This window comes from Paenibacillus sp. GCM10027627 (genome assembly GCF_042675505.1).
Taxonomy (GTDB): Bacteria; Bacillota; Bacilli; order Paenibacillales; family Paenibacillaceae; genus Pristimantibacillus.
In genome coordinates this window covers 225,709-246,104 of the sequence record NZ_JBHTHB010000005.1, presented here as the reverse complement: position 1 = coordinate 246,104, position 20,396 = coordinate 225,709, and the positions used below count along the sequence as shown (strand labels likewise).

18 protein-coding genes and 1 riboswitch are annotated in these 20,396 nt (G+C 49.4%); of the genes, 16 read left to right on the top strand and 2 right to left on the bottom strand.

Translation table 11 applies throughout. The features are described 5' to 3' along the window. The first annotated feature begins 12 nt into the window (after nt 1-12). The 5 genes from ACFQZE_RS18540 (at nt 13) to ACFQZE_RS18520 (ending at nt 7,579) form a co-directional block, all read left to right on the top strand. Entirely contained in the window at nt 13-1,065 is a 1,053-nt protein-coding gene (locus ACFQZE_RS18540) for an AAA family ATPase (RefSeq protein WP_379359730.1), read from the top strand. Then, on the top strand, nt 1,062-2,378 hold the full coding sequence (locus ACFQZE_RS18535; RefSeq protein ID WP_379359728.1) for a DUF58 domain-containing protein: 1,317 nt from the start codon (nt 1,062-1,064) through the stop codon (nt 2,376-2,378). Before ACFQZE_RS18540 ends, ACFQZE_RS18535 begins: the two co-directional genes overlap by 4 nt. Next, complete coding sequence (locus ACFQZE_RS18530) at nt 2,365-5,229, top strand: transglutaminase-like domain-containing protein (protein ID WP_379359726.1); 2,865 nt, start codon at nt 2,365-2,367, stop codon at nt 5,227-5,229. Before ACFQZE_RS18535 ends, ACFQZE_RS18530 begins: the two co-directional genes overlap by 14 nt. 148 nt (nt 5,230-5,377) lie before the next feature. Next, nucleotides 5,378-6,916 (top strand): glutamine-hydrolyzing GMP synthase, encoded by a 1,539-nt coding sequence (gene guaA, locus ACFQZE_RS18525; RefSeq protein WP_379359724.1) that lies wholly within the window; start codon nt 5,378-5,380, stop codon nt 6,914-6,916. 333 nt (nt 6,917-7,249) lie between these two features. Then, nucleotides 7,250-7,579 carry a hypothetical protein gene (locus ACFQZE_RS18520; protein ID WP_379359722.1) on the top strand — a complete coding sequence of 110 codons (330 nt, stop codon included), beginning with the start codon at nt 7,250-7,252 and terminating at the stop codon, nt 7,577-7,579. Nucleotides 7,580-7,738: 159 nt separating this feature from the next. On the opposite strand, the gene ACFQZE_RS18515 is transcribed toward ACFQZE_RS18520, so the two are convergent. Beyond that, nucleotides 7,739-7,954, bottom strand: a complete 216-nt coding sequence (locus ACFQZE_RS18515; protein ID WP_379359720.1) for a hypothetical protein — start codon at nt 7,952-7,954, stop codon at nt 7,739-7,741. A gap of 1,053 nt (nt 7,955-9,007) precedes the next feature. On the opposite strand from ACFQZE_RS18515, the gene ACFQZE_RS18510 reads away from it, so the two are divergent. From ACFQZE_RS18510 to ACFQZE_RS18490, 5 genes are all read left to right on the top strand, one after another. Next, nucleotides 9,008-9,298: a hypothetical protein gene (locus tag ACFQZE_RS18510; RefSeq protein WP_379359718.1), complete on the top strand. Its 291-nt coding sequence runs from the start codon at nt 9,008-9,010 to the stop codon at nt 9,296-9,298. 259 nt (nt 9,299-9,557) lie between these two features. Beyond that, nucleotides 9,558-9,899 (top strand): cytoplasmic protein, encoded by a 342-nt coding sequence (locus ACFQZE_RS18505; protein WP_379359716.1) that lies wholly within the window; start codon nt 9,558-9,560, stop codon nt 9,897-9,899. 395 nt (nt 9,900-10,294) lie between these two features. Next, the gene (locus ACFQZE_RS18500) at nt 10,295-11,143 is read left to right on the top strand and encodes an AraC family transcriptional regulator (RefSeq protein ID WP_379359714.1); all 849 of its coding nucleotides are present in this window, start codon (nt 10,295-10,297) and stop codon (nt 11,141-11,143) included. A gap of 103 nt (nt 11,144-11,246) precedes the next feature. Then, on the top strand, nt 11,247-12,233 hold the full coding sequence (locus tag ACFQZE_RS18495) for an N-acetylglucosamine kinase (RefSeq protein ID WP_379359712.1): 987 nt from the start codon (nt 11,247-11,249) through the stop codon (nt 12,231-12,233). Nucleotides 12,234-12,247: 14 nt separating this feature from the next. Beyond that, a complete protein-coding gene (locus ACFQZE_RS18490) occupies nt 12,248-13,573 on the top strand; it encodes a 6-phospho-beta-glucosidase (RefSeq protein ID WP_379359710.1) in 1,326 nt (441 codons plus the stop codon). 256 nt (nt 13,574-13,829) lie between these two features. Here ACFQZE_RS18490 and ACFQZE_RS18485 read toward each other — a convergent pair whose 3' ends face one another. After that, complete coding sequence (locus ACFQZE_RS18485) at nt 13,830-14,063, bottom strand: hypothetical protein (protein WP_379359708.1); 234 nt, start codon at nt 14,061-14,063, stop codon at nt 13,830-13,832. Between the two features lie 222 nt (nt 14,064-14,285). Here ACFQZE_RS18485 and ACFQZE_RS18480 point away from each other — a divergent pair, with 222 nt between their 5' ends. The 6 genes from ACFQZE_RS18480 to ACFQZE_RS18455 all read left to right on the top strand — a co-directional run bounded on the left by ACFQZE_RS18480 (nt 14,286) and on the right by ACFQZE_RS18455 (nt 20,312). Next, the gene (locus ACFQZE_RS18480; protein WP_379359706.1) at nt 14,286-14,666 is read left to right on the top strand and encodes a GntR family transcriptional regulator; all 381 of its coding nucleotides are present in this window, start codon (nt 14,286-14,288) and stop codon (nt 14,664-14,666) included. 13 nt (nt 14,667-14,679) lie between these two features. Further along, on the top strand, nt 14,680-15,795 hold the full coding sequence (locus tag ACFQZE_RS18475) for a DUF1648 domain-containing protein (protein ID WP_379359704.1): 1,116 nt from the start codon (nt 14,680-14,682) through the stop codon (nt 15,793-15,795). Nucleotides 15,796-15,933: 138 nt separating this feature from the next. After that, nucleotides 15,934-16,034, top strand: a riboswitch (purine riboswitch). A gap of 121 nt (nt 16,035-16,155) precedes the next feature. Then, nucleotides 16,156-17,541 (top strand): NCS2 family permease, encoded by a 1,386-nt coding sequence (locus ACFQZE_RS18470; protein ID WP_379359702.1) that lies wholly within the window; start codon nt 16,156-16,158, stop codon nt 17,539-17,541. 158 nt (nt 17,542-17,699) lie between these two features. Then, entirely contained in the window at nt 17,700-18,464 is a 765-nt protein-coding gene (locus ACFQZE_RS18465; RefSeq protein ID WP_379359700.1) for a LamB/YcsF family protein, read from the top strand. 40 nt (nt 18,465-18,504) lie between these two features. Continuing rightward, on the top strand, nt 18,505-19,278 hold the full coding sequence (gene pxpB / locus ACFQZE_RS18460) for a 5-oxoprolinase subunit PxpB (RefSeq protein WP_379360113.1): 774 nt from the start codon (nt 18,505-18,507) through the stop codon (nt 19,276-19,278). Between the two features lie 2 nt (nt 19,279-19,280). Beyond that, nucleotides 19,281-20,312: a 5-oxoprolinase subunit C family protein gene (locus tag ACFQZE_RS18455; RefSeq protein ID WP_379359698.1), complete on the top strand. Its 1,032-nt coding sequence runs from the start codon at nt 19,281-19,283 to the stop codon at nt 20,310-20,312. Nucleotides 20,313-20,396 lie beyond the last annotated feature (84 nt).

Below are 20,396 nucleotides of genomic sequence, written 5' to 3'. Positions count from 1 at the left end.
GGCGAAAATTCGATGATCAATCCCCAATTTCTAGAACCGGAGCATGAGCATGAGGACGGACGCACGCCGAGGGCTCATCAGTGGCCGGAAGCGCCGGAGGTGCTTCTGAGGCGTTTGCTGGCAAAGGTAGAAAGCGTGCTGCTAGGCAAGCAAGAAACGATTAAACGGACGCTTGCCGCTTTGCTTGCAGGCGGACATGTGCTGCTTGAAGACGTGCCGGGAGTAGGGAAAACGATGCTGGCTCAAGCGTTCGCCCGAACGGTGGGAGGAGAGTTCAAGCGAATTCAGTTTACGTCCGATATGCTGCCTGCCGATGTCATCGGTGGAATGGTGCTGGAAGCCCGGAGCCATGAGCTTGTTTACCGGCCCGGTCCCATCATGGCGAATGTGGTGTTGGCGGATGAAATAAACCGCGCGTCGCCGCGCACCCAATCCGCTTTGCTTGAGGCTATGGAGGAGGGGCGCATTACAGTGGAGGGCAAGACGAGGCGGCTGCCCGTTCCGTTTATGCTCATTGCGACGCAAAATCCGCTTAGCTTTGAGGGGACGAGCGATTTGCCGGAAGCTCAGCTCGACCGGTTCATGATGCGGTTGTCCATCGGCTACCCCGACCCGGATCAGGAGAAGCGGCTGCTGGAGCAGTACGCATTGGGCAGGAGGGTGGAGCCGGATAGGCTCAGGCCGGTTATTTCCGTGGGAGAGTGGCTGCAAATGCAAGCGGAAGCGCGGCAGAACCATGTCCACCCCGCGTTGTTTCAATACATGGTTGCGGCAGCGGAGGCGACAAGACGTTCTGCGGATGTCACGCTTGGCCTCAGTCCCCGCGCATTAAGAGATTGGCTGCGATCTGCTCAAGCCTTTGCTTATGTCGAGGGACGAAGCTATGTGATCCCGGACGATTTGCTTGCAACCTCTGAAGCTGTGCTTGCCCATCGGCTGTCCTTGCGAGGAGGCGCCGGGCTGAGAGGTGCGGATGCGGTTTCCGTTATTCGAAAAGCGGTAAGGGAGACGCCTTTCCCGGCGGAGTTGTCGGTTGGCTTATCTAGGAAAGAGGCCAAGCGATGAGGGAGCAAACTCGTTACCGCACTCGCAGAACCGCTTGGGCGCTGATCGCGATTGCATTCGCCGCAGCCGCTGTCTCCGTAGTAGCAAGAGGCGGAGCTGTGGAGTGGTTTTTCTTTGCTCTGCTAGCGGGTATTGCTTTGCCTAGTATCGGACTGCCGCTTTGGGCAGCAAGAGGGCTAACGGCGGAGCGAGCCCCCTCTTCCGCTGTGGCGGAGGAAGGAGGAGAGGTTTGCATCAGCCTCTCGTTAACCCGCAAATGGCCGATTCCTTTTTTGTGGGGTGCCGTTCGGGAATGCGCCGTAAATGAATGCGGCGTAAAGGAAAGAACTGTGGAATACCGCACTTTGTTTGTCCCGATGTTCAGTCGGAAGGTGACGTTGGAGTATGCGCTTAAGGGCTTGTCGCGAGGCATATACCGGCTTGAGACTGTTGAAGTGACATTCGGAGATTGGTTAGGACTGACCGCCGTTACTCGCACTTTTCCTCTAGCCACCCAGTTTGCCGTAGTTCCATCGTTTTCGAAAGAGGGGCCGGATGGCAAAAGGATGCTTGATCGAGCTTCGAACCTTTCGAGCTATAGCCACTCAAACGATTGGACGGCTAGCTCAGATTGGGAGGCTGAGCTGGAGACGGTTCCCCATGGACAAGCCGGACACGGCTTTGAAACGAGGCCTTATCGGGACGGCGATCCGATTCGCCATCTTGATTTCCGCGCCGCCGCTCGGGGACGAGGTTTTTATACGAAAATCCGCTCGGGCGGGTCGCCTCGGCACAGCCTCGTTTTGATCGACAGGTACGGCCCTCCTTATGGAGAAGAGAATCGTTTATTCGACGCCTGTATAAGAGGGGCGCTCCACTCTGTTTACGAAGCCGCGGTGAGCGGAGGAGAAACGACGGCGGCTACGGATGAGTGGACGCATCGGCTGAGCGGCGCCTCCGGCAAGGAGCTGCTGGAACGGCTGGAAGAGCTGGCAGTGTCAGCGGCTTCCATCCATTCAACTAAAGAGGGGGATGTGCTGGGCACCGTTTTGGAGAGGGAGCTCTCCGGCTTGTCGAAAGGGACAATCGCGATATTTACGGGGGATTGGCAAAATACGCAGCGCTGGAACGGGATAGCGGAACGGTTTTCAGTGAAGGGAATTGTTTTGGAGCTTCATCTTTTTGTTCAAAGCGCTGTGCTTACTTTCGCCATGCGCGAGCAGGAGCGGCTGCTGTCGCAAGCCGGCATCCGGGTTCGCTGGGCGCATGTGGCAAACCGTCCAGATGCCCACGCTTCTACGGGCGGAGAGGAGGGGGCTTATGCTTTGGGATAAAAGAGGGAGGAGAGCCGAAGAACTGCCGCTGTATCGCCTCGCAACATCCGTTCTGCTGTTCGGACTGTTGGCGGAATGGCTACTGCCCTGGAGCGATTCCGGACAATGGTCGGCTGTTTATCATATCGGACCTTTGCTGACGGTGATCGCATGTATTATGACCGTAGGACTGTTCCGATTGAACGGGGCAGTATCGCTGCTCGTCCATACTTTGCTCGTTTTGTTTAGTCTAGCGTGGCTGTTTAAAGGAGAGGGGAGCGCTATACAGTGGCTAACCGCTTTTCCAGGTTTGCTGGCGGAACAATTGTCGGTCATCGCATCAAGCGAACTATGGGCCATGTCCGGCGAGCTGCGTACCCTTATTTTATTTGTTGGCTGGGCGATGCTGGCCCCCGCCTTGCAAGCCTTGATCTGGCAAAGACAAGCATCGCTTGGTCTAGCTGGAATTACGCTGCTTTATTTAATCTTGCTTCATGTCTGGTTAGGCATGGACGTGATGGGCGGTTTGCTGCGAGTATCGGCCGAAGGGTTGCTGCTGGCCGCTCTTGTATCAATTCCGCGGGTACGCCGCATTATGGATGCAAGCGCCATGAAAATGAAGCAGTCCGGCGGCAAATGGCTAGGAGGAGCATTATTTCTCACTGTAACCGTTGTGGGGTTGTCTCTGCTCCTCTCCAGCGGGAAGGAAAGCGAGCTGCCCCCAGCGAAATGGACGGCTGCTTTTTCGGAACAGCTCAGTCAAGAGGTATCTTCATGGGGAAGCGGTGCCAGTACAACTACGGTGCAAAGCATGCGGGGAGAGCAGCTTGGTAGCTCGCTTACAGGATACGGCTTTGACGATACGGAGCTTGGCGGGGCGATAGCCGATGACGATACGACAGCGTTTTGGGGATATTCCCCTGTCAAAGCGTACTGGCGTGGCGAAACGAAGTCGGTATACGACGGGAGAGGCTGGAGCCATTCCATAAGCGGCTTGACTTTGCTGCCGATAAGTTCCGATGGTGCGACAGCTGCGGTTGAAGAAATGGAAGGCGGGAATGAAGCAGGCGGTGGAAAAGAAAGTGTTCTCGAAGCTGCCGCATCGCCTGAGCAGCAGTGGATTTCTCAGACTGTGTTATGGGAGATGCCCAGAGCGGCGATGCCTCTGCTGATGTCTGGACAAGGCGGAAGGGCGACGGAAATCGTTGCCGCCGATCCTAGACGGAAGCTCGGAAGCTACTTGGAAAATGCCACTTCGGGCACGCTCTATGCTCATACCGAAACGGTTAAGCTGGAAAGCTACTCCGTGAAGAGCCGACTCCCGGTTGCGGATGCCGATGTATTGCGGTCGCTGGATGGAAGAGGAGGTTTCGTATCCTCGAATAGGAGCGATGCGAGGGATGCTTGGACGGAAGCGGAGCTGGAGCCTTTTTTGCAGCTGCCGGAATCGCTGCCGCCTAGAGTTGCCGCACTGGCCGCTGAAGTGTCCGGAGGCGGCGTAACGAGCCGCTATGACCGGGTCAAAGCGATTGAGCAATATTTGGAATCTGCGTATGCGTATTCAAAAACAGCCAGCGAGCCGCCTCCCGCAGGAGCGGATTTTGTCGATCATTTCTTGTTCGAGCAAAAAAGCGGCTATTGCGTCCACTTCTCTACCGCGATGGTCGTCATGCTGCGCGCAGAAGGGATTCCGGCGAGGTGGGTGAAAGGATTTGCATCTGGAACGCCTGCCCCAGATGGTGAGGGAGCGGCTGCAAAGAAGCTTGGAATTACGTTAGCCGGCGATGCCTCGTTGTACGAAGTGAAAAATTCGGACGCGCACGCCTGGGTCGAAGTCTACTTCCCAGGCGCAGGCTGGGTGCCGTTCGATCCGACGCCGGGGTTCTCCGGCGGAGAAGCCGTTGCCGCAGCCGCGATGTCTGGCGGCGGAGCAGAAGCGGCGGCCGCGGAAGCTGGCGCGGCCGCGCGGCCGGGAGGCGAGGCGAGCGATGCGGGCCTCGCCGAACGGATGGAGGCGGCGGCGGAGGTCGGCGCCGCCGCTATAGCGCGCTTCGCGCGCGGGCTGTCGCGCGGCGCGTCGGACGCCGCGGAAGCTGCCGCGGCTGCCCCTGCGGCAGCGGCAGCCGCCTTGTGCGCGGCGCTCGCAGCCGCTTGCGCCGCTGTTGCATTTGCGCAGCGCAAGCGGCTGCGGCTTGCGCTTGCGCTGCGGCGGTACCGCAAGGCGTGCGCGGAGCTTGCCACGGTTGCGCCGAGGCTCGGAGCAGCGGGCGACGATTTCGTCCCGGCGCGATCTCTTCTCCATGAGACGCAGCACGTCTATGGACAGTTGGGCGAGATTGGATCGGCTATAGCTGAGGTGCAGCTTGCCGACTTGGTGGAGCCTCTATCGCGGCGAACCAAATCGCGAGCGGCTCTATTGGCCGCATCGGAAAAGCAGCGCCGAGAGCTGATCGGGGCGGCAGACGCACTTTTTGCGTTGCTGCGCGGCAGACATTTTCCTCGGTATGGTACGGGGGATGGAATGGACAATCTTCATGCGGACAGGATGCGCTGGGGATCATCCCATCAAATGGAATCTCGCTTGGAGGGACGAAGAGTTGCTGCATCGTCATTGGAGCCGCTTAACCCAGCTGTTCTCACCTTGCGCGAGTTTGCGCTTGCGGTCAGCGAGATATGGGATTCAGAGGATCGGATAAAGCTCGACCGGTTGGTTCAATTGCGTGAGGAAGCGGTATTCGGCTTGCCGGGTCGGCTCATGGACGCTCCTGCATACGAAGAGTTGAAGCCATTATGTTTGGCGCTCGCCGCACTGCCGAAAAACCGACAACTGCTCAAAAGAACTTTGCCTGTGCTGACCGAAGACACACCATAAAAACGGTTTCAAAACATTTGCCTTCGGGCCGCATTTCATCAAGGAAAATGATGATGCGGCTCTCGGCATACATTGTATGTCCTTCGCGCCTTGACTCTCTTGAGACGCCTTATATATAATTACTACATCAATTGAGGGAGGCTCGGTAATGACTAAGCAAAATGAAATGATCGTTGTTCTTGATTTTGGAGGACAATACAACCAGCTAATTGCGCGCCGTATTCGCGATTTGGGCGTGTATAGCGAGTTGCTGCCATACAACACACCGGTAGAACGGATCCGCGAACTACAGCCGAAAGGCATTGTGTTCTCGGGAGGACCGGCAAGCGTCTATGAAGAAAATTCTCCGCTGGTAGATCCAGCGATTTATGATTTGAACCTGCCAATTTTCGGCATCTGCTACGGCATGCAAATGATGTCTCACCAGTTGAACGGCAAAGTAGAGCGTGCGGGCAAGCGCGAATATGGCAAGGCAGAAGTGGAATTTGTGGAAGGAAGCCATATTGCACACGGTTTGGACCGCGTTCAAACGGTTTGGATGAGCCATAGCGACCTCGTTATCGAGCCTCCAGCTGGATTCCAAGTGGATGCAAGCACGGAGCATGCTCCAATAGCGGGCATGAGCAATGCGGAGCGCAAGCTGTACGCGGTTCAGTTCCACCCGGAAGTTCGCCATTCCCAGTTCGGCAACGAAATGATTCGCAACTTCTTGTACAATGTTTGCGAATGCGAAGGCAACTGGTCGATGGAGTCTTTTATCGACGATACGATTCGGGATATTCGCAACGAGGTCGGAGACAAAAAGGTGCTTTGCGCCCTGTCCGGCGGCGTAGATTCCTCTGTAGTAGCTATCTTGCTGCATAAAGCGATTGGCGATCAGCTTACTTGTATGTTCATCGACCACGGCTTGCTGCGCAAAGGCGAAGCCGAAGGCGTTATGGAAACATTTGTAGGCAAATTCGATATGAAAGTTCTGAAAATCGATGCGCGCGATAGATTTATGGGCAAATTGGCAGGCGTAGACGATCCGGAGCAAAAACGTAAAATTATCGGCAACGAATTTATTTACGTGTTCCAAGAAGAATCGGACAAGCTGGACGACTTCGAATTCCTTGCGCAAGGAACGCTATATACCGATATCGTAGAGAGCGGCACAGCTACAGCTCAAACGATCAAATCGCATCACAACGTAGGCGGATTGCCTGAAGATATCAAATTTAAGCTTGTTGAGCCGCTTAAAGCTTTGTTCAAGGACGAAGTTCGCAAAGTGGGCGAAGAGTGCGGCTTGCCTGAAGCGATTGTATGGCGTCAGCCGTTCCCAGGTCCGGGTCTTGCGATCCGCGTGCTTGGCGAAGTAACGGAAGACAAGCTGCAAATCGTTCGCGAATCCGATGCGATCCTGCGCGAAGAAATTGCTAAAGCCGGTCTGGACCGCGAAATTTGGCAATACTTCACGGCGCTCCCGAACATGAAGAGCGTTGGCGTTATGGGCGACGCGCGTACGTATTCGTACACAGTCGGCATCCGTGCCGTTACGTCCATCGACGGTATGACAGCAGACTGGGCACGTATCCCTTGGGACGTGCTGGAGAAAATCTCCGTTCGTATCGTTAACGAAGTCGACAACGTCAACCGTATCGTTTACGACGTGACGTCGAAGCCTCCTGCTACGATTGAGTGGGAGTAGGACGAGCATTATTCAGTGATATTTGATTGATGAAATCACTCTCTTTTATTTGGCTTAATGAGCAAATAGAAGGGAGTTTTTTTGTTAAAAGAAGCAAATTACTTCATGAAGTCATTTATTCCAAGCGGCAGTGAGGTGAGGGATTATCCAATAAAGGATTGCTAGTGTTCCTAGTGACCCTACCGGCTTAATGCACATAAAAAGTTATTAATCGATATACACTATACTATCGCAACTAAATGGAGTATCCCTTCAAAAAATGATGTTGCATTCCTTATAATTCCGAGTATAATACTAGGTATAGGAAGCGAACAAATGAAGGAGGAGCCTCTGATGAGCAATAGTAGCGGACACAAAAAATGGTTAGATGACTATCTGGATTTGTATAACTTCGCAGGTGGGATTAACGACAAACAGTGGCAGGAACAAATATTGCAAATCATGCGAAGTGGCCCTTCGGAACAACAAGACCAGCAAGAGGATAACGATAAATTAGTGGTAAAGGATCAATTATGGCGTGAATTCAATGATCTTAATCATAAACTGCTGGAGCTATTCTCAATCATTAAATCAAGCTTAAGCTCGTACGAGATCGAATCGACGAAATATATGATTCAGTCATTGAAACAAAGAAGGCTTGAAGTTGGGCGTCGTTTATTGTAGGCATCGGGGATTTTAAAGCTATAGCCATATTTTTGAGGGGATAACAGCATGTAGTTAATCTACTCTGCCATCATTAGGAATATTCAAGGGGAGCATGCACTTGTGTGCTCTGCCATACATTCGTCATCGAATCTGGGAAATTCGATGGACGATCATTTCTTACATCGACATTTGTTTCGCTTCAGCCATCATGCTCATCATTTTTGTCATCATTTCATCGCAGTTTTGCATGTTCTTCATCATCATGTCCATGTCCATACACGACATCATATCTTCGGATTTCATACACTCCATCATCGTCATCATGCCGTTCATACGGGAAATCATGTCTTGCATACACATTGTCATCATCATGTTCATCGCCATCTTTTCCACTTAAATACACCGCTTTCTAAATGAGTTTATGTAGTACATTCAAAAGATACTATATTTTTCCTATTGGGTCAAGAAAAAACTCTTGATTTTTTTTCTGTTTTGTGATATCGGACTAAACTTAGTTGATTTGTAGGGATACTTACTATTTACATAAAACATAGAAGTTCTAGTTTCTGAGGGGTTATTTACTGCTTGGGTTTAGTTAGAAGGTTTACAGAGGCGAACAGGATTTAGCAATCCGTTTTATTCGAATAAAGATGATTTAACGGCTTCTTTGACCATAATTCGATTTATGCTCTGCAGCTAAAGTGTATTCAGAATTATTTTACTTCTTAAAACCGCTGGCTGAGTTATAGGTATGTCCTTTAATAAAGGACTTTGAAAGTACAGTTAATTTGAAACAATTTAACAGTACTTAGAGTGTGAAAACTCTCTTTTTATTGCGATTTACAGCAAGCAAAAGAGAGTTTTTCATTCGAAAAGCAAATCGGTTTAACTGGAGACGTTTTCTAAGGTTTTTAAAAACACTGCACAATCCTAGCATAAACCGCCTTGATAGTCTTGCACAATCACACCATACAATAGAAAATAAATGGACATAGCTATGGCAAAGGGAAACCGAATTATTGAATCACATGATATGGATTATTAAGAAGAAAGGAAAAAGGAAATAAAAAAGACTAGTCTTAAATTTATGGAATGGGTGAAGTTATCGGCTGTTGTTCATGAAACTGTTCCTGATGTGACCAAGATTAACTGCCCGAATTGTTTTAGTTCTAATTTTGGTTTTGAATATATTGGAGATAGTGAAAAGAGAAAAGAGAAAAGAGAAAAGAGAAAAGAGAAAAGAGAAAAGAGGCAGCTTTTAAGATCCTTGAATGGTCTTATTAAAGTATTGTCATTTCCTTTGTGCTTATAATATCTAGGAGTTTTCTCAAAAAGTGAGAAAGATAAACAGTTCGTAATGGACTATGTAAAGGGATACAACTTGAAAACAAGTAAAAGTGCCACTTTTAATCCATCAAGGAAAAACATTGAATCGAGGTGCGTTCAATGAGCATTGAAACACTTTCAAGGGAATTTAGAGAAGTTCATTGGGCTAAGTTTGTACAATTTAGTAAAGAAGAAATAAATTCATTTCCCGTTGAAGTTTTAACATGCTTAGATGAAGAAAATATTCCAGCAGATATTAAGACAGTTATAATCTACCGTCTAGGAGCTAATGCAGAAACATGGATTCATAAAAATGTTGATGCGTTTAGCGGTAATAAGCCAATAGATTTATTAGTTACGGAAGAAGGAATTAAAGCGCTAAAAGAGGGATTACTTAGAATGCCGGATTAAACAATTACTCATTGGGGAGTGCGCGACAAAAAACAAAAGAGCTTTCTAATCAGTCATATGGGCTGAGGTTATACTGAAAAACCATGGAAAGGGCGATTAATATAGATAAGATGAGCTATGGTGAACATACAAAATGGGTACAAGAGGTAATTGACTTTATTAGAAATGGAGAATTGTTTAAAAATCTTGATTCCCCCTTGCAAACAGTAGGCTTATCAAGGATGTTGAAAGGGCCAAAGAGTTTGCATGGTCTCAAGACTTGGACGTTGTTGATACGATATGGCAGGATATTAAATCCTTAGAAAGCGGCTTTTTGCTTAGTGTTATTGCTAGTGATGATCGTTTAAAATCAATGGATGAAAAGCTGTCTTCTATTTTTGGTTCTATTGATAACTATGCGTCTGACTTTATTTCTATGGATTATTGGGATATTGCTGAAGAAGTAGAATCCGATCTTTATAAATGTGCGATTAATCGTCTGGTAAACGGGAGAACAGATAATTTATTCGAAAATATGTTCCTTATTTATCAATCAGGTGGATGGCCATGCGGATGGGACGGTAAGTACCCTGCTGGAAAAATCATTTGTTATGCCCCATAGAGCGATACCTTTGAATGATGAGCGGTGATAGAAAATGGCATATCGCTATTACAAACTTATGAATGGAAATTTCACTAAAGTTATTGGGATTTGCAGGAGCAAACTAGTGCATATTGAACTGGATAGCGAAGTCGACAAAGCTTGGATCGAATACCCCGATTTGTTCGGAGTGATACGGGGCACTATAACAATTCTGAGATAGTTACCGAGGAAGAAGCATTTAGAATAATAAAATGGGTAAGCTTTGAAAATAAGTGATTAGCAGCAGCACTTTTAAAACTGCTGAAGAAGCCGCTAAAGTTGCTCTGCTGGATTAAACTCGCCCCCGCTGATACCTCCCTTCAAATTTGCTATAATAATAGCGAATGCAGCTTAACGAGCAGGAGGCCGAGAACATGAAGCTGTTCCCTCCCGTCATCCGGGACCAAATTGATTTACCCCATGATTTTCCGATTATAATGTCGCAGACGGAGGGAGTGAGTCCCCCGTTCCAGAGACTTCATTGGCATACGGCCCTTGAAATTAATTTTATATATAGCGGTAGCGGTTATTATCTTATCAACGGCAGCAGATATGATTTCCGGCAAGGTGATATTGTACTCATTAACTCCAACGATCTGCACCGAGCGGTGGAATCTGAGGCGCTCGTCATGGGCATCCTTATGTTCGACCCTTCCTATTTAGCGCTGGAACAGCGATATGATACGGAGTTGCTGGGACCTTTTCGGGAAATGGGCGTCAGATTCGAAAATGTTCTGGACCGCGAGCATCCGGAGCTTGCTCGAATGCGCGGCTTGCTAATGGAAATGCGCGAGGAGTATATCCGCAAGGAACCGCATTACGAGGCGGTCGTGCGGGCGCAGCTTGTCCGCTTTCTCGCCTATGTGAACCGTTATTTTGCCAAAGATACCGACCAAAAATCGAATCATACAAGAGGCATGGAAATGATACGCGCCGTGCTGCGAGAAATGGAAAGACGGATGGAGCATCCATGGACGCTTAAAGAGCTATCCGAGGCGGCCCATCTTAGCACATCGCGCTTCAGCACGCTGTTTACTCAAGTAGTCGGCACGTCACCAATGGATTATTTGATTCAGCTCCGCTTGTCTCACGCTGTTGATCTAATCGAAACGACGGATCGTAAAATTATTGATATTGCCGCGGAATGCGGATTTCGTAATTTATCTAACTTTAATCGACTTTTTAAACAGTATATTGGCAAACTTCCTTCCGAGCTGCGTTAACAAAATAGTAATATAGTATTAGAACATCGTTCTTTATTATTAGAGGAACGGTGTTTTTTGCATTAATATAAAGGTGTAAGGAACAGGATGATGAAGCACAGGCATGATTTTAAGGGGAGTGGACGACATTTTATTTCTTGGCATAGATGCAGGTGGCAGTAAAACGCACGCGCTGCTGGTAGATGAGAAAGGCAAGGTGCTTGGACAAGGCCTTAGCGGCAACGGCAACCATCAAACGGCGTTCCAGGTCGCTCGAACCAATATCGAAAATGCGTGCAACGATGCGCTTAAAGAGGCAGGAGTAACAAAAGAAGACGTCACGTTCGCTTACTTTGGACTAGCGGGCGCGGACAGAGAGCCGGATTACGATATTTTGCGTCCGATGATCGCATCCCTGGGCTACGAAAGATACTCCATCGCTTGCGATACGATGATCGGAATGCGAGCGGGTACGAGCAGAGCGTACGGAGCCGTTATTATTAGCGGAACCGGCTTCAACTCGGCAGCGCGCAATTCAAAAGGCGAAGAGCTGCAATACGGCGGCTTCGGATATTTGTTCGGCGACGGACACGGCTCGGGAACGGATCTTGCGATCCACGCTTTCCGTTCTGCGGTGCGCAGCTGGGAAGGAAGAGAGAAGCCTTCGCTGCTGACAGAGCTTGTTCCGCAAAAGATGGGCTACTCCTCCGTTAAAGAAATGTACGACGACGCCCTCGACAACGGCAAACGGCCGTCCAAGGATTTAGCCAAGCTGGTGTTTGAAGCGGCTGGTCAGGGCGATGAAGTTGCCATCAACATTTTGGAGGAAGCGGGCAGCGAGCACGCAAACTCCGCCATTGCTTTAATTAAGCGACTCGGCATGCAAGACGATGTATTCGACGTAGTGCTCACAGGCAGCGTATTGTCGCGCGGAAGCTCTCCGCATATGGTTGACGCGATCAAAAAGAAAGTAGCTGAGGCAGCTCCAAATGCTACAGTCGTTCAATTGACGGTTGACCCCGTTATCGGAGCGGTTATGAGCGCAATGGACTGCAGCGGTATTGTAATTGACGAAGAAACGGATGCAACGCTTAGAAAAATTACATTTTAAGGGAGGCAATCATTATGCAAAACAAAAAAGCGCTTAAAATAGCTGTTATCGGCGGAGGTTCCTCTTATACTCCGGAAATCGTAGAAGGATTCATTAAACGCTACAACGAGATGCCAATCCGCGAGCTATGGCTTGTTGATATCGAAGAAGGACGCCATAAGCTGGAAATCGTAGGCGCTTTGGCGCAGCGTATGGTTGAGCAGTCCGGCTTGCCGATTGAAGTTCATTTGACGCTGGATCGCCGTGAAGCGATCAAAGGCGCAGATTTTGTTACGACGCAAATGCGCGTAGGCTTGCTGGAGGCGCGTAAACGCGACGAGCATATTCCAATTTCGCATGGTGTGATCGGCCAAGAGACGACTGGCCCGGGCGGCATGTTCAAGGCTCTGAGAACGGTACCTGTTATTTTGGACATCTGCAAGGATATCGAAGAACTGGCGCCGGACGCATGGCTGTTCAACTTCACTAATCCAGCCGGTATCGTCACGGAAGCGGTACAAAAGTACAGCAAAGTGAAAACGGTCGGTCTTTGCAACTCGCCAATCAACTTCTCGAAATTTTTGGCAAAAGAATACGGCGTAACCGAAAAAGAAGTATTGCCTGAGTTTGTCGGCATTAACCATTTGCACTGGGTAACCGCCGCTTATGTCAACGGCGAAGACAAGCTGCCTGAGCTGATCGGTCAAGGCCGCGAATATACGGCTTCTAACGTGACGGCGTTCGACTGGGATGCGGATTTCTTAAGCTCGCTTGGCGCTATCCCGACTTATTACCTCCGTTATTTCTACATGACGGACAAAATGCTTGAAGATATGAAAGCATCGCTTGAGAAAAGCGGCACTCGCGCAGAAGTTGTAAGCCGCGTGGAAGCTGAATTGTTCGAGCTGTACAAAGACGTTAATCTGAAAGAAAAGCCGAAGCAATTGGAGCAGCGCGGCGGAGCTTATTATTCCGAAGCGGCTGTAAACCTGATGCATTCCCTTTACACGGACAAACGGGACATTCAAACACTGAACGTGCGCAACGGCAAAATTCTTGACTTCCTTCCGGAAGACGCAAGCATTGAAGTCAACTGTGTCGTGACGGCGCAAGGTCCAATTCCAATCCCGCTGCAAAATGTACCTGAGCATGTAAAAGGCTTGATCCATGCCGTTAAAACATATGAGTCGCTTACAATCGAAGCCGCTATTTCCGGCGACAAAGGCATTACGCTTCAAGCGCTTGTTCATCATCCGCTTGTACCAAGCGTATCCGTAGCCAAAGTGCTAATGGAAGAGATGCTGGAAGCGAACAAATCTTATTTGCCGAACTACTTCAAAAATGAAGCGGTAAAAAACTAAAGCAACAAAGCGATCATTCGAGCATATAGCTCAATTGAATCCATTTTGAATTGAATGGATTTGGATTTCAGCAGAACTAAACTCGCGTTTCTTCGGTTTCCCTTAGTAAGGGAGGCTGGGGAAACGCGTTTTTTTGTGCGGGATAGCGGAATGACCAACTGTTTTTACAAGTGTATGACTTAAATTCTAATATTGATTTTTGACCATAAGAAAACCGCCTTTGTGAAAAGGCGGTTCATTGAGCTATTATGTCCAGCTAGCTTTTTCGTTTGATACGAATAAAAGGGATCAATGCGATTAAAGCTCCTGCTAAGAAAAAGGAAATTCCGTACGCTTGTAAGTGAAAATCCGTCGCTGGAATGAAAAGATTAAATTTATGCATTCCCATACTACCGTCAGGACTTCTGGCGGTAAATGTATAAATGGAGTAGGCTTCGTAAATAAGATACAGTCCTAACACTACTGCTATTAGCTTAAACGCCTTTTTCAATGTCGGCCTCCTTTCTTTGCATGTCATGTATTTCATATATTGTAAACGGTTTACTTTTACTGATTGTTGCACTAAACGGCCAGCAAAAAAAAAAAGGTCAGTTGCTGCTTTAATTAGTTTAACAAAGGATCTTACAAAAAAGGCATTTTACCATATTGAATATATTCGTTATAGTTGTTATACTTGATATATAACAGATAGGTGAATTGAGGTGAAGGAGTTATGATGCTCGATCTGGATCTCCAATCGGAGACGCCGATATATACGCAGCTTGTGAACGGAATTATTGAAGGCATAGCGAGAAAGCAGCTGCTTCCCGGCGAAGCGCTGCCGTCCGTGAGGGCGCTGGCGGCGGATTTAGGCATTAATTTGCATACGGTCAACAAGGCGTATCATCAGTTGAAGCAGGATGGCTACGTGCAAATTAACCGGAAGCAAGGGGTCGTCATTCAGCCCGACGCGTTCCCGCCAGCGGATCAGGCATTTAGAAAAAGAGCGGCTGAGCAGCTCCGCCCGCTCATTGCTGAAGCGATTTGCCGAGGCATGACGGAAGAGCAGTTTGGCGAAGTATGCAAAGAAGTCTTTTCGAATATGAGAAGCTAGGGGGAGTATAGACATGACTAACGGATTGATGATTGGTTTGTCGGCGATGATTTTATTTCCACTCGTATGTTTGATGACCATTATGCCTTTGTTGACTCGTAAAATCGAAAGCTTTGGCGTAACTGTGCCGGAGCAAGCGCAGGGTGACGCGTCTATCGTTAAGCTGCGCCGCCAATATGTGTGGCTGAATGCGGGTGCGGGCGTTATTTTGACAGCTTCATTAATGTGGTGGTCGAAAACGGGAGGCAGTGAAGAGAGATGGGCGACTCTGCTTATTGTCCACGTGTTCGGTTATCTCTTGTTGTCCTTTGCGGTCTATTTGAAACAGCATAACGCCGTTAAGCGGATGAAAGAGCAAAAAGGATGGCTGACGGATCAAACTCAGCGGATCATGGCCAGCACTTCCTTCCGCAATCAAAAGCTTGTTCTGTCCAGCTACTGGTTCATTCCTCATGCTATTGTCATTTTGGCTACTGTGGTCATCTGTTTGGTGAACTACGATGCTTTTCCTAACCAAATCCCAATGAAATACGATCTGGACGGTACCGTCGTTCGCAGCATCGACAAGACGTATGTGGCGGTCCTTTGGCAGTCGATGGTTCAATCCTTTTTGCTTCTGGTGTTTATTTTGGGCAATCTTTCCATTGGCTGGAGCAAGCAGGTGGTGGAAGGCGCAAACCCGGAAGCTTCGCTTATCCGCAACAGAAAATTCCGCCGCTATTGGTCAACCTATATGGTGGTCAGCGGCTTTGCGCTCATTGCTAGTTTTGCCTTAATTCCGATCGGCTTGCTGCTCGAATGGCATGCAAATACAAACATTTATTCCATTCTTGCGATTGCGCTATTCATGCTCGTTTATGCAATTGTGCTGTCAATAGTTGCCGGGCAAGGAGGAAGCCGCATCAAATTGACATCCGGCGAGGGAACGGGGCAATCGAAACCGATGGCCGATCAGGATCAATATTGGAAGCTGGGGCAAATTTATTTTAACCCGCATGATCCTTCGCTCTTTGTAGAAAAGAGGTTTGGCATCGGCTGGACGATGAATTTTGCAAAACCGATCGTATGGGTGATCATGGTTGCTCTGCTTGCGGCACCGTTTGTCATCGTGTTCATTGTCGAATCGTAATCCCAAATGAAAGTTATACTGGATATTTTTGATTGAAAACGTTCCATTTACGAATATTGGAACCAAATAATATGTCGAATATTCGTGAAAACAGTTGACAAACGATTCAAATTCTCTTTAAAATTGAAGACGGATAACAACAACAGCATAGGAACTTTTCGTATAATCTCGGGAATCGGCCCGGGAGTTTCTACTCGGTCACCGTAAATGATCAGGCTACGAAAAGGGTGGAAGAACCATGCGCGGCGGCCCCGCGTGTGGCTTCTTCTCCTTTTTGCAGAGCCTAGTAGAATGCGTAATTTGCATTTTTGCTAGGCTTCTTTGTTTGTTCTAAGACAATTTTGGGAGGGTATTATCAAAATGAGAAGTTTCTTTCGTTTGAAGGAACTAGGAACAAATGTCAGAACTGAAGTAATGGCGGGGCTGACGACGTTTATGACGATGGCCTACATTTTGGCTGTCAATCCGATTATTTTGACGCCAACAGGTTTGGACTGGACGGCTGTTTTTCTTGCGACAGCGCTTGCGGCGGGCATTTTCTCCATCGCGATGGGGCTGTTCATAAATTTCCCTGTTGCACTTGCACCGGGAATGGGGCTTAACGCCTACTTTGCTTCCGTCATTTTGGCTTCGGCCGCTTCCGATACTCCGATTACTCCGGCTATGGGTCTTACAGCCGTTTTTATTTCCGGTATTATTTTTATCATTCTTACGGTGACGCAAGTTCGCCAAATGTTGATTACAGCTGTTCCAGACAGCTTAAAACATGCGATTACAGTCGGCATCGGTTTGTTTATCGCCATTATTGGCCTCAAGAACAGCGGTCTTATGACGATTGCGGTATCCAGCTTCAGCGACATTCCAAAGGGTCAGTTTACTCCGGTTAGCGGCTCGGAAACGGTCATTCAGCTTGGCAGCTTCCATAATGAAACGGTTGTGTTTACGATCATCGCCATCGCTTTGATTGCGATCTTGATGGTGCTTCGCGTTCCAGGCGCAATTTTGTTCGGAATTTTGGGCACAACGGTCATTGGCCTTTTGACTGGCCATGTCAATGCCAAAGAAGCATTCGCAGGCAAAACATGGATTCCCGATTTCAGCAAAATGAACGTTTGGCACTTCGACTTTGCGGGAGTGTTCGAGGTTGGACTTATTACCGTTATTTTGACATTTACGTTCGTTGAACTGTTTGATACATTCGGCACATTGGTTGGTACGGCTAACCGCGCCGGCATTATGAAAAATCCTGAACAGGGCAAAAAACGCGTCGGTAAAGCGATGCTCATTGACGCAATCGGCGTTGGCGGCGGCGCAATCCTTGGCACAAGCACTGTTACTGCGTATGTAGAAAGCTCCGCAGGCATCGCTCAGGGCGGACGTTCCGGCCTTACAGCGGTAACGACAGGTATTTGCTTCTTGCTTGCGATCTTCATTTCGCCGCTTGTCGCATTAGTACCGGGCTCCGCTACGGCAGCCGCTTTGATTATCGTCGGCGTTCTGATGATGCAGTCCGTCAAAGAAATCGATTTCTCCGATATGGTTTATGCGATTCCTGCGTTCCTGACGCTGGCGCTTATGCCGTTTACGTACAGCATCGCTAACGGTATTTCCTTCGGCATCGTGTCCTACGTTCTGCTTGCTGCGGTAGCAAACGTTTCGGGCAAAGGGAAATATAAGATTCATCCGCTCATGTGGATTTTGGCTATTCTTATTCTTTGCCGTTACATTTTTATGGGTGGCGAATAAGGAAACAGCATAACTAAATGAAATAGAGAAGAAGGCAGAGCTGGGCCGGCGCTGTCTTCTTTTTTTGCGTATTTTCGGCGACAGCAACTAGCGTTAGGCTATAATGAGGTGAAAGCTGGAAATGCGATTCAAACGAAGCAAAAGCTAGGGGGAGAGCCGTGTACCGAATAGATTTGAACTGCGATATGGGAGAAAGTTATGGCGCTTATCGACTAGGGCAGGATGAAGAGTTGATGCGGCATATTACTTCGGCTAACATTGCTTGCGGCTTTCATGCCGGCGATCCCGCCACTATACGAATAACCGTAAAACGGGCTTTGGAAAACGGAGTTGCGGTCGGAGCGCATCCAGGATTGCCGGATCTTCAAGGTTTTGGCAGGAGAAAAATGGACATAACGCCTCGCGAAGCTTACGAGATGATGGTTTACCAAATAGGGGCGGTACAGGCTTTCGCCGCATCGGAAGGCGGGAAGGTCGTCCATGTGAAGCCACATGGAGCGCTGTACAATATGGCGGCTAATGATGCGGGCCTCGCGGAAGCCATTGCCGAAGCGATTTACAAGGTAGATGGCAGCATGCGTTTATATGGATTGTCGGGCAGTCAGCTTACGGCAGCCGGTGAAAAATTGGGTATACAAGTGATGCATGAAGTGTTCGCGGATCGCACCTACGAGGAAGACGGCTCTTTGACGCCTAGAAGTTTGGCAGGCTCCGTTTTGGAGGAACCAGGTGCTGCGGCGAAGCAAGTTTTAGCCCTTTTGATACAGGGGGAAGTGAAGTCTCGCCAAGGAACGATAGTGCGGCTCAAAGCGGATACGGTATGTGTTCACGGAGATACGGCGGATGCGCTTGGGCATGTCCTTTCTTTGAAAAAAGCTTTAGCGGATGCCGGAGTTCAAATTGCCCATCCCGATCAGCGTTAATCATAAAGATCGTTTGAGGCAAGGAGGGTTTTAGATGGCTTTGCCTGTTCAAATACAAGTTGAGCCGCTTGGCGATAGCTGCGTGCTCATCCGGCTTGGCGAAGGAATTAGCGAGGAACTTCATAAACGGGTAATGGCCTTCGCCGCTTCTGTTGAACAAAAACCTTTTGCCGGTTTTATCGAATGCGTGCCTGCATATGCTTCTGTTGCCGTTCATTATAACCCTCTTATCGTATGGAAAAGCAGAACGGGTGCAGAAATTGCGCATGAGACGATTGTAGAGACAGTCGCGGAAAGGCTGCGGCCGCTGGCTCATTTATCAATTGAAAGAACGAGTGGCGGGGCAGAAGGACGTATCGTTGAGATTCCCGTTTGTTATGGAGGGGAATTTGGGCCCGATTTGGAGGAAGTGGCGAAGTATTGCGGAATGCGGCCAGAGGAAACGATTAAACGTCATAGCGATGCAACTTATCTCGTGTATATGATCGGCTTTGCGCCCGGTTTCCCGTATTTGGGCGGAATGCCTCAGTCGCTTGCCGTCCCGCGAAGAAGTACGCCAAGAACCCGCATTCCTTCGGGAAGTGTGGCGATTGGAGGAGCGCAAACGGGCATCTACCCCGTTGCAACACCGGGCGGGTGGCATATTGTCGGTAGAACGCCGCTTATGCTGTTTCGTCCGCAACAGGAGCCGCCCACTTTGCTGATGGCGGGGGATCGCATCCGGTTTGTGCCGATTTCCGCCCGGCAATTTGCAGAGTGGGACCCTCTCAGCACTGGAGTTGGGCGGGGGGAGACGGAGGTGCAGGGAGATTGAGCGTGACTGTGCTTAGGGCTGGCATCATGTCAACCATTCAAGATTTAGGGAGACCCGGTTTTCAGACATACGGGGTTACAGTCGGAGGAGTGCTTGATCCGATAGCGGCGCGCATTGCGAATATGCTGGTTGGCAATGAGGAGTCGGAAGCGGTGTTGGAGCTGACGCTGGGCGGCGCGGAGTTCCGGATCGAGAGAAATGTCTGGATCGCCTTATGCGGGGCAGACATGCAGCCCCTTGTAAATGGCGATCACCCGCTTCCGCTGTGGCGGCCCATTTTGCTCCCGGCCGGAGCGACCATCCGTTTTGGATCTTGTATTTCCGGCAGCCGGGCTTATATGGCTATTGCGGGAGGATATCGCATAAATAAGGTGATGGGCAGCCGCAGCACCTATGTGAAAGGCGGTTACGGCGGATTTAATGGAAGAGCGCTCGTAGCCGGAGATCGGATTGAGCTGGGCGGCACGGATTCAGAAGGCGAGAGGGTGCCAGGGTGGGACTGGGAGGAGCCGCCTATCGATGCCGGGGTTGAATGTGGGGCGGCTAAGACGGTTCCATGGCATGCCGGAGCATTCGCGGCGATGCAAAGTCATCCCGTTGTCGTCCGAGTGCTGGAGGGCGTCCATTATAAGTTTTTGTCGGAAGAGAGCAAGCAAAGCTTGCATGAGCGGAGCTTTCTCGTCGGGACACAATCGGACCGGATGGGGTGCAGGCTGCAAGGAGAGATCAAGCTGGAGCTAGCGGATTTAGCTATGCAAGGGCAGCTTCTTTCCGAAGCGGTGTCGCACGGTACAGTTCAATTGCCTCCCGACGGTCACCCTATCGTTCTTCTGGCCGATCGCGGGACAACGGGAGGTTATCCCCGAATCGCTCACGCCACTACAGTCGATAGAGGCGTTGTGGCGCAATTAAAGCCCGGCGACAGAGTGCGGTTTCAGTTTATTGAGGTTTGGGAGGCGGAGCTGTTGCTGCTGCAAGCCGAAAAGGATATGGCGATCGTTAAAGAAGCTATCCGGCTTAAACTAACGCGTTGACACAACGATCTGCACATTAAAAGACCGCTGCAAACGGTTGACGGTTTTCCGTCAAGCTTGCAGCGGTCTTAGCTTTTTCTGGAC

Coding starts and splice junctions, on each gene's coding strand:
- ACFQZE_RS18475 (WP_379359704.1), top strand. CDS start 14,680: ATGACTAACGGATTGATGATTGGTTTGTCGGCGATGATTTTATTTCCA.
- ACFQZE_RS18540 (WP_379359730.1), top strand. CDS start 13: ATGATCAATCCCCAATTTCTAGAACCGGAGCATGAGCATGAGGACGGA.
- ACFQZE_RS18500 (WP_379359714.1), top strand. CDS start 10,295: ATGAAGCTGTTCCCTCCCGTCATCCGGGACCAAATTGATTTACCCCAT.
- ACFQZE_RS18520 (WP_379359722.1), top strand. CDS start 7,250: ATGAGCAATAGTAGCGGACACAAAAAATGGTTAGATGACTATCTGGAT.
- ACFQZE_RS18490 (WP_379359710.1), top strand. CDS start 12,248: ATGCAAAACAAAAAAGCGCTTAAAATAGCTGTTATCGGCGGAGGTTCC.
- ACFQZE_RS18480 (WP_379359706.1), top strand. CDS start 14,286: ATGATGCTCGATCTGGATCTCCAATCGGAGACGCCGATATATACGCAG.
- ACFQZE_RS18530 (WP_379359726.1), top strand. CDS start 2,365: ATGCTTTGGGATAAAAGAGGGAGGAGAGCCGAAGAACTGCCGCTGTAT.
- ACFQZE_RS18510 (WP_379359718.1), top strand. CDS start 9,008: ATGAGCATTGAAACACTTTCAAGGGAATTTAGAGAAGTTCATTGGGCT.
- guaA (WP_379359724.1), top strand. CDS start 5,378: ATGACTAAGCAAAATGAAATGATCGTTGTTCTTGATTTTGGAGGACAA.
- ACFQZE_RS18495 (WP_379359712.1), top strand. CDS start 11,247: ATGATTTTAAGGGGAGTGGACGACATTTTATTTCTTGGCATAGATGCA.
- ACFQZE_RS18535 (WP_379359728.1), top strand. CDS start 1,062: ATGAGGGAGCAAACTCGTTACCGCACTCGCAGAACCGCTTGGGCGCTG.
- ACFQZE_RS18470 (WP_379359702.1), top strand. CDS start 16,156: ATGAGAAGTTTCTTTCGTTTGAAGGAACTAGGAACAAATGTCAGAACT.